Origin of the sequence: Burkholderia sp. NRF60-BP8 (assembly GCF_001522585.2) — a bacterium.
In the GTDB taxonomy this organism is placed as follows: domain Bacteria; phylum Pseudomonadota; class Gammaproteobacteria; order Burkholderiales; family Burkholderiaceae; genus Burkholderia.
The window spans coordinates 748,834-760,598 of sequence record NZ_CP013374.1 but is presented as its reverse complement, the minus strand read 5'-3'; the positions used below and the strand labels follow the sequence as shown (position 1 = coordinate 760,598).

Below are 11,765 nucleotides of genomic sequence, written 5' to 3'. Positions count from 1 at the left end.
ATGCTGTTTCCACCGGGCGAATGTCGCGCAACCCTTTCAACGGAGATGCCATGTTCATCCACAACACACGGCTTCAGTACACGGTGCGCGTGGGCGCGCCGAATCCCGGACTCGCCAACCTGCTGCTCGAGCAGTTCGGCGGCCCGCAGGGCGAGCTCGCCGCCGCGATGCGCTATTTCACGCAGGCGATCACCGAAGAGGATCCCGGCCGCAAGGACATGCTGCTCGACATCGCCACCGAGGAGCTGAGCCACCTCGAAGTGATCGGCTCGATGGCCGCGATGCTGAATCGCGGCGCCAAGGGCGAGCTGGCGGAAGCGGTCGACGAACAGGCCGAGCTGTACCGCAAGCTGCACGGCGCGGGCAACGACAGCCACGTGACGCAGGTGCTGTACGGCGCGGGCGCACCGTTGACCAATTCGGGCGGCGTGCCGTGGTCGGCCGCGTACATCGACACGATCGGCGAACCGACGGCGGACCTGCGCTCGAACATCGCGGCCGAAGCACGCGCGAAGATCATCTACGAGCGGCTCATCAACGTGACCGACGATCCGGATATCCGCGACGCGCTCGGCTTCCTGATGACGCGCGAGGTGTCGCACCAGATGTCGTTCGAGAAAGCGCTGTACGCGATCACCGCGAACTTCCCGCCGGGCAAGCTGCCGCCGAAGGCGCCGTACGATCACGTGTACTTCCGGATGCAGCCGGACGCGGCGCCGCTGGTCGGGCCATGGAACCACGGCGGCGAACTTGAAATCCGCCCCGCCGAACCCGCGGTCGACGGCGGCAGCGGCATTGCGGAAGGCATGCTCGACGCGCAGCAAGCGGACGCCATCGAGGCGATGGCGCAGCGACTCGCATCCGATCCGGACAGCGACCCGGTGACGGGTGCCGAGCTCGGCGCGGGTCCGCCGGCTCCCCAGGGCCGCAAGCCGGGCAAGCCGGACGGCGCCTGAGTCGCGGCTTCCCGGCGCGAGACGGCGATGCCGACGCGCCGGCGCAGCGACAGGAGGCGCGCCGGATGCGTCGTCGGACGGGCGAACGCGCGTTCGGCGTGCGTCACTCGCCTGCTTCGCCGGGCCCGGTCTGGTCCGTCTGATCGGCCATCAGGTACTGGATGACCAGCGTCGGATCGGCGATGTCGAGGATCAGGCGGCGCATCACGCGCTTGCGCATATGATCGTCATCCAGCGTCCACGGCCCGGCCGCGTCGCCCAGATAGCGGCCGATCGCGACGCGATGATCGCCTTCCGGCGGCAGGCCGAGCCGCGCGGCGAGCAGGCCGGCGATGACGTCGTCGAGTTCGACGTGCAGCGGCCTGGAATCGATCGAAAGTTCGAGCTTCATGGTCGGTTTCGCAAACATGAAAAGGCGGCGCGGCGCCCCCCCGTTGTCGCGCGCGCCGGGAAAAGCCGCTCCGGCCAGCGGCTGTGCGACGATCGCAGGCGAGCCTGCGATGCAGGTCAGTAGCCGAGTTCGGGCGCGGGAACCGGCTCGGCACCGTCTTCTTTCGGCGCTTGCGCGACGGTCGCATCGGTCGTCAGCACGAGGCTCGCGATCGACGCGGCGTTCTGCAGCGCGGTACGCGTGACCTTGGTCGGGTCGACCACGCCCGCGTCCACCAGATCGCCGTACTCGCCGGTCGCCGCGTTGTAGCCGAAGTTCCCGGTGCCTTCGAGCACCTTCGAGACCACGACCGACGGTTCGTCGCCCGCATTGGCCGCGATGATGCGCAGCGGCGCCTCCAGCGCGCGCAGCACGATCCGGATGCCGGCGTCCTGATCCGCATTCGCGCCCCGGATGTCCGACAGCGCCGCGCGCGCACGCAGCAGCGCGACGCCGCCGCCCGGCACGATGCCCTCCTCGACCGCGGCGCGCGTCGCATGCAGCGCATCGTCGACGCGATCCTTCTTCTCCTTCATTTCGACCTCGGTGACCGCGCCGACCTTGATCACCGCCACGCCGCCCGCGAGTTTCGCGACACGCTCCTGCAGCTTCTCGCGATCGTAGTCGCTCGTCGCTTCGTCGATCTGCACGCGAATCGACTTCACGCGCGCGTCGATGCGCGCCGCGTCGCCCGCGCCGTCGATGATGATCGTATCGTCCTTGCGCACCTCCACACGCTTCGCACTGCCAAGATCCTCGAGCGTGGCCTTGTCGAGCTGCTTGCCGGTTTCCTCCGAGATGACCGTCGCACCGGTCAGGATCGCGAGATCCTCCAGCATGGCCTTGCGCCGGTCGCCGAAACCCGGCGCCTTGACGGCGGCGACCTTCAGGATGCCGCGCATCGAATTCACGACGAGCGTCGCGAGCGCTTCGGCCTCGACATCCTCGGCGACGATCAGCAGCGGCTTGCCGGCCTTGGACGCCGCTTCGAGAATCGGCAGCAGGTCGCGGACACTGGAAATCTTCTTGTCGTGCAGCAGAATCAGCGCATCGTCGAGATAGGCCGCCTGCTTCGCCGGATCGTTGATGAAATACGGGCTCACGTAACCGCGATCGAACTGCATGCCTTCGACCACGTCGAGTTCGTTCTCCAGCGACTTGCCGTCCTCGACGGTGATCACGCCGTCTTTGCCCACTTTCGCCATCGCGTCGGCGATGATCTTGCCGATCGCATCGTCCGAGTTCGCGGAAATCGCGCCGACCTGCGCGATTTCCTTGTGCGTCGAAATCGGCCGGGACAGCTTGCGCAGCTCGTCGAGCACCGCGCCGACGGCCTTGTCGATGCCGCGCTTCAGATCCATCGGGTTCATGCCGGCCGCGACGTGCTTCATGCCTTCCTGCACGATCGCCTGCGCGAGCACGGTGGCGGTGGTCGTCCCGTCGCCGGCCACGTCGGCCGTCTTGGACGCGACCTGCTTGACGATCTGCGCGCCCATGTTCTCGAAGCGGTCCTTCAGCTCGATTTCCTTCGCGACCGACACGCCGTCCTTCGTGATCACGGGCGCGCCGAAGCTGCGTTCGATCACGACGTTGCGGCCCTTCGGGCCGAGCGTCACCTTCACCGCGTCGGCCAGCACGTTCACGCCCTTGACGATCTGCTGGCGGGCGCCATCGCGGAATTTCACGTCTTTTACGGTCATTTTCTTGCTCCGGATACAGTCGTTGAACGAGATGCCGCGCGCATCGGGCACCTACCCGTGCGACGCGGTCGAATCGGTATTCAGGCCGCTTTCCTGGCAGCCTGAGATTCGGATTCGAGTACGCCCATGACGTCCTCTTCGCGCATCACGAGCAGTTCCTCGCCGTTCACCTTCACGGTCTGGCCTGCATATTTGCCGAAGAGAACCTGGTCGCCGACCTGGAGCTGCAGCGGGCGCTGCGAGCCGTCCTGGAGCAGCCGGCCGCTGCCGACCGCAATCACTTCACCCTGCTCGGGCCGTTCGGCCGCCGAATCGGGAATCACGATGCCGGAGGTTGTCGTCCGTTGCTGTTCGATTCGCTTGACGATAACCCGGTCGTAGAGGGGACGAATCTGCATTTTCATCTCCTGAGCGATGAGATCACCTGGAAAGGGAATCCGCCGGCACCTGCACGCGCGAAGGCTGCGGCGCGCCGGCGTGCCATCGATTGGCGAAAAGCGAAATAGTGGCGCGGCAAGCGCGCTTCAAGAGGGCGACGAAAGCGTATATGTAACAAAATGTTTCAGGCCGAAAACCGCGCTCGTCCGGCCGCCGCGCGTCTCGCGATGCCGCGCGACGAGCGCCTGTGCGGCCTCGACGGTCGCCGCGCCGGGCCGCGCGAATCGTCGCAAAACGGCGCTTGAAATCCGCGCTTGCCATCCTATTTTGGTATCGCTCAAGCAGCCGCGGCTTACGCGCTGCGTGTTTCGATTTGTTTGTCAGCGAGGCCTCTCGCGGATCGACGAACTGGAGCGCGTGGTCCGGTTCGTCCTCCGTGCGAGGTCCAACCGGGAGCGAATCATGAACGATCCTTTCCTCACCTCCGATCGACTGACGGAAGGCGGCCGCCGGCCACGACGCGTCGTCCGCGTCGTCGCGGGTCTGTCGGCCGGCCTGCGGGTCGCGCGCAACGGCAACGGTCGCTTCGCGCCGATCGGTGCCCGAGTACGCGCCGCGCGCAAGCCGCTCGCGTTACGTCGCATCGACCCACCCGCCGCGATCGGTCGACCGAAGCTGCCGCGCCGTCGAGTCGCCACCCGTGGACGCGCGCTGCACCATATTTCGTTTTTCTTCGCGACGCCTGCCAGCGGCGGTGCCGTGCGCGACGGGAGGCGGCCATGCTGAGCCCGCACGAATTCGCGACGCTGATGCTGGTGTACGAGGCGCCGGATCAGCTCGACATGAATCGCGCCGAACTCGATGCGTTGCTCGAACGCCAACTCGTCATGCTCGAACATGCCGCTCCCGGCCGCCGGCGCGCATATCTGACGAAGAAGGGCCGATCGATTCTCCACGCGCTCGGGGCCGATACCGGTTTCCGCCGCAGCCAGGACGCGACGGCAGAGCGCGACGGTCGGCATGCGGCGCCCGTGTCGCTCTCGGACGAGGCCGGATGACGCGAGGGCCGGGGCAGCAGCGCGGTGCCGTCGCCAGGCCAGCGGTGGACCATTCCCTCCGCTTCGTGGAAGCGGATCGACGGCTCGGCCTCGCCGGCCAATCACGCGAGGCCGACCGGAGGACGTTCAGGTTTATCATCGACGCGTTCCTACGCGTAGCCAGGCACTGCCCGCAATCGGCGAGCACGTCGATATCGTCGATAGCCGGAAGGACGGATCGGCGTGTCTGACTTGCCGATCGCCCGCGGCAAATTCGCGATACTTCCATCTCGACGAACTCGCTACTCCGTCGCCGCTTGGTCTCCGGGAATGATCGCGAACCGCGACCAACATCCGGCACATAATCAACAAAATGAGCGATTTGAAAAGCGAAGTCTCTCGTGAGGCACTGCATGTCCCCGATCCGTCCCGTCGTCGCTCGCTGATCGCCGCCTGCGGCGCGCACGCCGTACACGACGGGCTGACCGACGTCATTTACGTACTGCTTCCGATCTGGCAGGCCCAGTTCGCGCTCAATTACGCTCAAATCGGCTTGTTACGCGGGCTCTATTCCGGCGTGATGGCGAGTTTTCAGTTGCTTGCGAGCCAGGCAGCGCGACGATGGGGGCGCGAGCGCATGCTGGTGGCCGGGACCGCCCTCGCGGGCATTGCCTACCTGATCGCCGGTCAGGCCGGTGGGCTGACGGTACTGCTGATCGCGCTGGCGCTGGGCGGCCTGGGCGCCAGCACGCAGCATCCCCTGGCATCGTCGATGGTCACCGATTCCTACGAGGCAGGCGGAGGCGTGAAGGAGGCGCTGGCCCAATACAACTTCTCCGGAGACATCGGCAAGACGCTGATACCAGGCCTGATCGGCCTTCTGTTGACGGTCGTGACGTGGCGCACCGGCGCCACGCTGATCGGCCTGCTGGGCGTGGTTTCGGCGGGCCTGGTGTGGTGGCTGATTCCGTCGCGCGACTCGTCGCGCACGGCACGCGACAAGACGCCGAAAGCGGCCTCCGGTAGCGGTTCGTCCGGCGGCTTGCGTGCGCTGCTCGCGACCGGCACCCTCGACAGTGCCGTGCGGATGGGCTTTCTGACGTTTCTGCCGTTCCTGCTCAAAAGCAAGGGGGCCGGCACGGCCGGTATCGGTCTAGCGCTCACGTTGCTGTTCGTGGGCGGTGCGTTCGGCAAGCTGTTCTGCGGCTATCTGGGCGCACGCATCGGGATGATGAAGACGGTGTGGCTCACGGAGTCCGCCACGTCGCTGCTGATCGTGCTCGCCGTGTTCTCGCCGCTCTTCGCGATGATGGCGATGCTGCCGCTGCTTGGACTGGCGCTGAACGGAACATCGTCCGTGCTCTATGGCGTCGTGCCGGAACTGGCCGGTGTCGGCAAGCGCGAGCAGGCGTTCGCGTTGTTCTATACGGGTACGATCGGCGGCGGCGCGCTGTCGCCGATGCTTTTCGGCCGTCTCGGCGACATCGCGGGCGTCCCGACCGCGCTGCTCGCGCTGGCCTCGATCCTGCTGTTGACACTGCCGTTGTCGTGGTACGTGCAGAAGGGCCTGGAAGCCTAGCCGGCCGCACCTAGCCGGCCGCACCTAGCCGACCGCGCCTAGCCGGCCGCGGCCGACCTGACGAACTCGATGAACTGCCCGACGCAGGTCGACGAGAACGGCTCGGACCATGTGACGACCAACTCGAGAACATGCGGCGTCGCCAGCGGCACGTAGGCGACGCCCGAGCGTCGTAGCGTCGACGTGAAGCCGGGCACGATGGCGACGCCGCGTTCCGCTGCCACCAGCGACACCAGCGTCGTCATCTGCGATGCGGTAGGCCCTATCTGCGGCGCAACGCCCTCCTGGGCGCACAGATCCTCGAGCGCCGCATTCAGCGCGGAACCGTAACCCGCCGGGAACGTGACGAAATTCTCCGTGACGAGTTTGCTTGCCGGACATCGAGATCTTGTCGCCCAGGCCCGCGTATCCCAAGCAGGGCCTACCCACACCGCGAACATTGAAAAGACACTAAAACGTTGCGGTTCGTGCGGGATTTCCGTGGAAGTTGCCGGACCGTCGATTCCCCGCAAACCCTTCCCGGACATGGCTCGAACGGATTTCAACCGCCCTGACCGGAACGCCGGCCAATCATCACGATTCATTTAACTTTCCGTGAGGACTTCGACACCGGCCGCCACCTACGATGGGCGCATGTTTTCAGGACCCGCTTCCAGGAGCCCATCATGCCCACCCGCAGACACCTGCTGTTCGCCGGCGCCACCGGCCTCGCCGCGCTCGCGGCGCTGTCGTCCGCCGGCCGCCGCGCGCTGGTCGGCCGCGCGTTCGCCGCGCCGCCGGCCGGCTCGCCCAAAGCCGCTCCTTTCGAGATCACGCACAGCGACGCCGAATGGCATCGCCGGCTCACGCCCGCCCAATACACGGTCCTGCGCGAAGCCGGCACCGAACGGCCGTTCAGCAGCCCGCTGAACGACGAGCACCGGCACGGCACGTTCGCGTGCGCCGGCTGCGACCTCGCGCTGTTCTCGTCGGCCACCAAGTTCGACAGTCATACGGGCTGGCCGAGCTTCTGGAAACCGCTCGACCACGCAGTCGGCACCGACACCGACGCGTCGTTCGGGATGGTCCGCACCGAGGTGCACTGCCGCCGCTGCGGCGGCCATCTCGGCCACGTGTTCGACGACGGCCCGGCGCCGACCGGCCTGCGCTACTGCATGAACGGCGTCGCGCTCGCCTTCCACCCGGCCGCCGCCTGACCAGGCCCCACTCCCGTCCGACTGGAGAACGCACCATGCTGCTCATCGTCCTTGCCTATCTCGGCGGCGTGCTCACGATCCTGAGCCCGTGCATCCTGCCCGTGCTGCCGTTCGTGTTCGCGCGCGCCGACCAGCCGTTCGTGCGCACCGGCCTGCCGCTGCTCGCCGGCATGGCGCTCACGTTCGCCGTCGTCGCGACGCTCGCCGCCGTCGGCGGCGGCTGGGTCGCGCAGGCCAACCAGGCCGGCCGCTGGATCGCGATCGTGCTGCTCGCGGTGTTCGGCCTGACGTTGCTGATGCCGCGCTTCGCGGAACACCTGACGCGCCCGCTCGTCGCCGCCGGCAACCGGCTCACCGGGTTCGCGCAACGCGACGGCCGCCCGGCCGGCCCGGCGTCGTCGCTGCTGCTCGGCGTCGCGACGGGCCTGCTGTGGGCGCCGTGCGCGGGCCCGATCCTCGGCCTCGTGCTGACCGGCGCCGCGCTGCGCGGCGCGAGCGTCGGCACGACGCTGTTGCTCGTCGCGTATGCGGCCGGCGCGGCGACGTCGCTCGGCGTTGCGCTCGTGATCGGCGGCAAGGTGTTCGCCGCGATGAAGCGCTCGCTCGGCGCCGGCGAATGGATCCGGCGCGGGATCGGCGCGGCGCTCCTGGCCGGTGTCGGCGCGATCGCGCTCGGTCTCGACACGGGCGCCCTCGCGCAACTGTCGACCGTCACCACCGGCGGGCTCGAAACGAAACTCGTCGACCGCCTCGGCGGACGCTCGAACGGCGCGCCGGCGGCAACGGTCGCGACCGGCGCCACCGACAACGCGACGGGCAGTGCAATGATGGCCGCCGCAACAACCGACGGCGCGCAGGCCGGCGGCGGTGCGATGGCCGGCGGCGCGATGATGCGTGCGGCCGGCGCCCCCGCGGCCGCGCTGCCGGTCGAAGGCACGCTGCCGTCGCTCGACGGCGCCGTGCAATGGCTGAACTCGCCGCCGCTGACGGCGGCCGGGCTACGCGGCAAGGTCGTGCTGGTCGACTTCTGGACGTATTCGTGCATCAACTGCCTGCGCACGCTGCCGTACACGACCGCGTGGGCGCGCAAGTATGCGCCGTACGGGCTCGTCGTGATCGGCGTGCACGCGCCGGAGTTCGCGTTCGAGCGCGACATCGGCAACGTGAAGAAGGCCGTGCACGACCTCGGGATCGACTACCCGGTCGCGATCGACAACGGCTATTCGATCTGGCGCGCGTTCAACAACGAATACTGGCCCGCGCACTACTTCATCGACGCGCAAGGACGGATCCGTCATCACCACTTCGGCGAAGGCGAATACGCGCAATCGGAACGCGCGATCCAGTCGCTGCTCGCCGAAGCCGGTCATCCGGACGCGCTGAACGTGCCGCTCGGGCTCGCCGGCGCGCCCGCGAAGGGTGCGCTCGCGGCCGCCGACAGCGCGGACGTCCGTTCGCCCGAAACCTATGTCGGCTATGCGCGCGCAGAAAGCTTCGCGTCGCCGGGCGGCGTCGTACGCGACGCGGCGCACCGCTACGACGTGCCGGCCCGGCCGGATCTCAACGGCTGGGGCCTCGCGGGCACGTGGAACGTCGGCGCCGAACGCGCGTCGCTCGCCGCGCCGGATGGCCGGATCGTCTACCGCTTCCATGCGCGCGATCTGCATCTCGTGCTCGGCCCCGGCACGAACGGCCGGCCCGTGCGCTTTCGCGTGACGCTCGACGGCGCGGCGCCCGGCGCCGCGCATGGCGCCGACGTCGACGCACAGGGCTACGGCACCGTCACCGGCCAGCGCCTGTACCAGCTCGTCCGGCAGCCCGGCGCGATCGCCGATCGCACGTTCTCGATCGAGTTCCTCGATCCGGGGGTCGATGCGTATGCATTCACTTTCGGTTGATCGCGGGCGCCGCATTTCTGGACACATTTCTCGACGCATGTCGAAGGAGCAAAAGATGAACCCGATCCCTATTCGCGATGCCGCCGCACGACGGCGTGCGGCCATGCTGCGCCGCATCGGCGCCATCGCCGTCGCGGCAGCCGCCGTGTTCGGCTACCAGCGCATCGTCAATTCCGCCGAGCCGATGCGCACCGTGCCCGCGCCGGCGCTCGACGAAACGCCCGGCGCGTCGCACGACGAGACGGCCGTGCTCGCCGGCGGCTGCTTCTGGGGTGTCCAGGGCGTGTTCGAGCACGTGAAGGGCGTGAAGCAGGTCACTGCAGGCTATGCGGGCGGCGCGTCCGAAACCGCGCACTACGCGCTGGTCGGCTCGGGGCTGACGGGGCACGCGGAATCGGTGCGCATCGTCTACGACCCGACCCAGATCACGTACGGCCGGCTGCTGCAGGTATTCTTCTCGGTCGCGCACGATCCGACCGAACTGAACCGGCAAGGCCCCGACGAAGGCTCGCAGTACCGGTCCGCGATCTTCCCGACCACCGCGCAGCAACGCGCGGTCGCGACCGCGTACATCGCGCAGCTCGGCGCCGCGCACGTGTTTCCGGCGCCCGTGGTCACGCGCGTCGAGGCGTACAAGGGGTTCTATCCGGCCGAGGCCTATCACCAGAACTACCTCGAACTGCATCCGGATGCGCCGTATATCGCGTTCAACGACCTGCCGAAGGTCGCCGGGCTGAAGCAGCGCTTCCCGGCGCTGTACCGTGCCGACGCGATACTGTGGCGCGAAGCGCGCTCGTGAGCCGCTTGCGAGCCGCTCGCGACCACCGCCCGGCTGCGTGACGGGATGCCGCCCGCCACACAACCGCGGCGGCCCGCCCCGCCACGCACCGGCGGCTGCCCTCTTTGCGCCGCATCAACGAATCGGTGCGCGCGATGGCGGGGCAAACCCGCATCGCGTCCGCCGCGGCCGGCAACTTCGCGTAGACTTCTCCTGATCCTCGCCGCATGACGCGGCGTCCGGACCACCCGCCAAGCCAGGAGGCGTCACGCATGCGCGCAGTGCCCTTGCCTGACAGCAATACCCTCGAAGAGCCGTCCACCGGCGCGGTCGTGCGCGACCTGCGCCGCGTGCCCATTCATCCGGATCACTGGTACCCGCTCGCATGGTCGCGCGAGCTCAAGCGCGGCAAGACGCTCGGCGTGCGCTTCGCCGGCGACCCGATCGTGCTCGTGCGCACCGAATCGGGCGCCGTGTATGCGCTCGAAGATCGTTGCGCGCACCGCCAGGTGCCGCTGCACGCGGGCGTGGTGAGCGGCGAGACGCTGCGCTGCTGCTACCACGGCTGGACCTACGCGTGCGACAGCGGCCGCTGCGTCGACGTGCCCTACCTCGGCCGCGAGCGCTTGCCCAACGGCGTGCGCGCGTATCCATGCCGCGAAGCGCACGGGCTGATCTTCGTGTTCCCGGGCGATGCCACGCTCGCCGAAGCACGACCGTTCCCCACGCTCGAATCCGCGGACAACCGCGCGTACAAGACGCGCCGCTTCGGCCGCGAGGTCAAGTGCCACTACTCGTTCATGCACGAAAACCTGATGGACATGAACCATCAGTTCCTGCATCGCAAGCAGATGGGGCAGATGCGCGCGCGCTCGGTGGGCCGCCGCCGCGGCGACGACTGGGTCGAGGTCGACTACACGTTCGCGCGGATGGAAGGCAAGCAGCCGGTCGGCGAGGCGCTCGTGTTCGGTTCGAGCAAGAAGCCCGGCGACCAGGCCAACAAGAGCGTGATGACGGTGCGCACCGGCTATCCGTACCAGACGCTGCAGATTCGCTCGAGCGAAGGCACGCTCGTGATGGATCTGTGGATCGTCTACGTGCCGCTCGACGCCGAGCAGCGCACCAACCGCACGTTCGGGCTGCTGTCGATCCACAAGCCCGGCATCCCGTTCGCACTCGATCTCGCATGGCCGCTGCTCGTGTGGTTCACCGAGCGTATCTTCCGCGAGGATCGCTGGATCGTCGAACGCGAACAGGAAGCGCACGATCGCCAGGGCGCCGACTGGAACCACGAAGTGTTTCCGGTCATCAACGAGTTGCGCGACCTGCTGCGCCAGTGCGGCGCACGCACCGTGATCCCGATCCGCGACGCGCGCGACGGCGCGTGAAGCGACGCCTGCGGCGCGCCGTTACAGCGTAAACGCGCCCGGCAGCAACGCGCGGGCCGTCGTGATCTCGACGGCCCCTTTCAGGTTGGCGAGAATCACTTCGATGTCGGGCTTGCCGATCTCGATGATCACCTGACGACATGCGCCGCACGGCGCGATCGGTCCGTCCGTGTCGCCGACGACCGCGAGCCGCGCGAAATCGCCCGGCCGATAACCGGCGGCGATCGCCGCGAACAGCGCCGTGCGTTCCGCGCAATTGCACAGTCCGTACGACGCGTTCTCGACGTTGCAGCCGTGGAAAATCGTCCCGTCGCGCGCCTGCAGCGCCGCGCCGACCTTGAAGCGCGAATACGGCGCATACGCGCGGTCGCGCGCCGCCTTCGCCTGTTCGATCAGTTCGTCTCGTTCCATCGAGGTCTCCGCGG

Annotated in this window: 12 protein-coding genes and 1 pseudogene; 8 read left to right on the top strand and 5 right to left on the bottom strand. The window is 68.1% G+C overall.

All coding sequences use genetic code 11. The features are described 5' to 3' along the window. Positions 1 to 50: 50 nt before the first annotated feature. Positions 51 to 956 carry a manganese catalase family protein gene (locus WS54_RS33050; RefSeq protein WP_034209413.1) on the top strand — a complete coding sequence of 302 codons (906 nt, stop codon included), beginning with the start codon at positions 51 to 53 and terminating at the stop codon, positions 954 to 956. A gap of 103 nt (positions 957 to 1,059) precedes the next feature. On the opposite strand, the gene WS54_RS33045 is transcribed toward WS54_RS33050, so the two are convergent. The 3 genes from WS54_RS33045 to WS54_RS33035 form a co-directional block, all read right to left on the bottom strand. Then, entirely contained in the window at positions 1,060 to 1,347 is a 288-nt protein-coding gene (locus WS54_RS33045) for a hypothetical protein (RefSeq protein WP_034209414.1), read from the bottom strand. A 116-nt stretch (positions 1,348 to 1,463) separates the two neighbouring features. Further along, a complete protein-coding gene (gene groL / locus WS54_RS33040) occupies positions 1,464 to 3,086 on the bottom strand; it encodes a chaperonin GroEL (protein WP_059782509.1) in 1,623 nt (540 codons plus the stop codon). An 80-nt stretch (positions 3,087 to 3,166) separates the two neighbouring features. After that, complete coding sequence (locus WS54_RS33035) at positions 3,167 to 3,484, bottom strand: co-chaperone GroES (protein ID WP_059782507.1); 318 nt, start codon at positions 3,482 to 3,484, stop codon at positions 3,167 to 3,169. Between the two features lie 442 nt (positions 3,485 to 3,926). On the opposite strand from WS54_RS33035, the gene WS54_RS33030 reads away from it, so the two are divergent. From WS54_RS33030 to WS54_RS33020, 3 genes are all read left to right on the top strand, one after another. Beyond that, positions 3,927 to 4,250, top strand: a complete 324-nt coding sequence (locus WS54_RS33030; RefSeq protein ID WP_059782492.1) for a hypothetical protein — start codon at positions 3,927 to 3,929, stop codon at positions 4,248 to 4,250. Further along, on the top strand, positions 4,244 to 4,522 hold the full coding sequence (locus WS54_RS33025; protein WP_059782490.1) for a hypothetical protein: 279 nt from the start codon (positions 4,244 to 4,246) through the stop codon (positions 4,520 to 4,522). The genes WS54_RS33030 and WS54_RS33025 overlap by 7 nt, the downstream gene beginning before the upstream one ends. Positions 4,523 to 4,874: 352 nt before the next feature. Further along, positions 4,875 to 6,080 (top strand): MFS transporter, encoded by a 1,206-nt coding sequence (locus WS54_RS33020; protein WP_059782488.1) that lies wholly within the window; start codon positions 4,875 to 4,877, stop codon positions 6,078 to 6,080. A gap of 38 nt (positions 6,081 to 6,118) precedes the next feature. Here WS54_RS33020 and WS54_RS33015 read toward each other — a convergent pair. Beyond that, positions 6,119 to 6,448 (bottom strand): annotated as a pseudogene (locus WS54_RS33015) (LysR family substrate-binding domain-containing protein); the annotation flags it as partial. Positions 6,449 to 6,745: 297 nt separating this feature from the next. On the opposite strand from WS54_RS33015, the gene msrB reads away from it, so the two are divergent. The 4 genes from msrB to WS54_RS32995 all read left to right on the top strand — a co-directional run bounded on the left by msrB (position 6,746) and on the right by WS54_RS32995 (position 11,340). Then, a complete protein-coding gene (msrB, locus tag WS54_RS33010) occupies positions 6,746 to 7,276 on the top strand; it encodes a peptide-methionine (R)-S-oxide reductase MsrB (protein WP_034209418.1) in 531 nt (176 codons plus the stop codon). Positions 7,277 to 7,311: 35 nt separating this feature from the next. Then, positions 7,312 to 9,174, top strand: coding sequence for a cytochrome c biogenesis protein DipZ (locus tag WS54_RS33005; RefSeq protein WP_059782486.1), 1,863 nt, complete (start codon positions 7,312 to 7,314; stop codon positions 9,172 to 9,174). Positions 9,175 to 9,229: 55 nt separating this feature from the next. Further along, positions 9,230 to 9,973: a peptide-methionine (S)-S-oxide reductase MsrA gene (gene msrA, locus WS54_RS33000; protein ID WP_059782505.1), complete on the top strand. Its 744-nt coding sequence runs from the start codon at positions 9,230 to 9,232 to the stop codon at positions 9,971 to 9,973. A gap of 251 nt (positions 9,974 to 10,224) precedes the next feature. Continuing rightward, entirely contained in the window at positions 10,225 to 11,340 is a 1,116-nt protein-coding gene (locus WS54_RS32995; protein ID WP_059782483.1) for an aromatic ring-hydroxylating oxygenase subunit alpha, read from the top strand. Between the two features lie 21 nt (positions 11,341 to 11,361). On the opposite strand, the gene WS54_RS32990 is transcribed toward WS54_RS32995, so the two are convergent. Further along, positions 11,362 to 11,751, bottom strand: a complete 390-nt coding sequence (locus tag WS54_RS32990; RefSeq protein WP_059782480.1) for a cytidine deaminase — start codon at positions 11,749 to 11,751, stop codon at positions 11,362 to 11,364. Positions 11,752 to 11,765 lie beyond the last annotated feature (14 nt).

Excerpts from the sequence above, each read along its gene's own strand:
- WS54_RS33050 (WP_034209413.1), top strand. The coding sequence starts at position 51 with ATGTTCATCCACAACACACGGCTTCAGTACACGGTGCGCGTGGGCGCG.
- WS54_RS33045 (WP_034209414.1), bottom strand. The coding sequence starts at position 1,347 with ATGAAGCTCGAACTTTCGATCGATTCCAGGCCGCTGCACGTCGAACTC.
- groL (WP_059782509.1), bottom strand. The coding sequence starts at position 3,086 with ATGACCGTAAAAGACGTGAAATTCCGCGATGGCGCCCGCCAGCAGATC.
- WS54_RS33035 (WP_059782507.1), bottom strand. The coding sequence starts at position 3,484 with ATGCAGATTCGTCCCCTCTACGACCGGGTTATCGTCAAGCGAATCGAA.
- WS54_RS33030 (WP_059782492.1), top strand. The coding sequence starts at position 3,927 with ATGAACGATCCTTTCCTCACCTCCGATCGACTGACGGAAGGCGGCCGC.
- WS54_RS33025 (WP_059782490.1), top strand. The coding sequence starts at position 4,244 with ATGCTGAGCCCGCACGAATTCGCGACGCTGATGCTGGTGTACGAGGCG.
- WS54_RS33020 (WP_059782488.1), top strand. The coding sequence starts at position 4,875 with ATGAGCGATTTGAAAAGCGAAGTCTCTCGTGAGGCACTGCATGTCCCC.
- msrB (WP_034209418.1), top strand. The coding sequence starts at position 6,746 with ATGCCCACCCGCAGACACCTGCTGTTCGCCGGCGCCACCGGCCTCGCC.
- WS54_RS33005 (WP_059782486.1), top strand. The coding sequence starts at position 7,312 with ATGCTGCTCATCGTCCTTGCCTATCTCGGCGGCGTGCTCACGATCCTG.
- msrA (WP_059782505.1), top strand. The coding sequence starts at position 9,230 with ATGAACCCGATCCCTATTCGCGATGCCGCCGCACGACGGCGTGCGGCC.
- WS54_RS32995 (WP_059782483.1), top strand. The coding sequence starts at position 10,225 with ATGCGCGCAGTGCCCTTGCCTGACAGCAATACCCTCGAAGAGCCGTCC.
- WS54_RS32990 (WP_059782480.1), bottom strand. The coding sequence starts at position 11,751 with ATGGAACGAGACGAACTGATCGAACAGGCGAAGGCGGCGCGCGACCGC.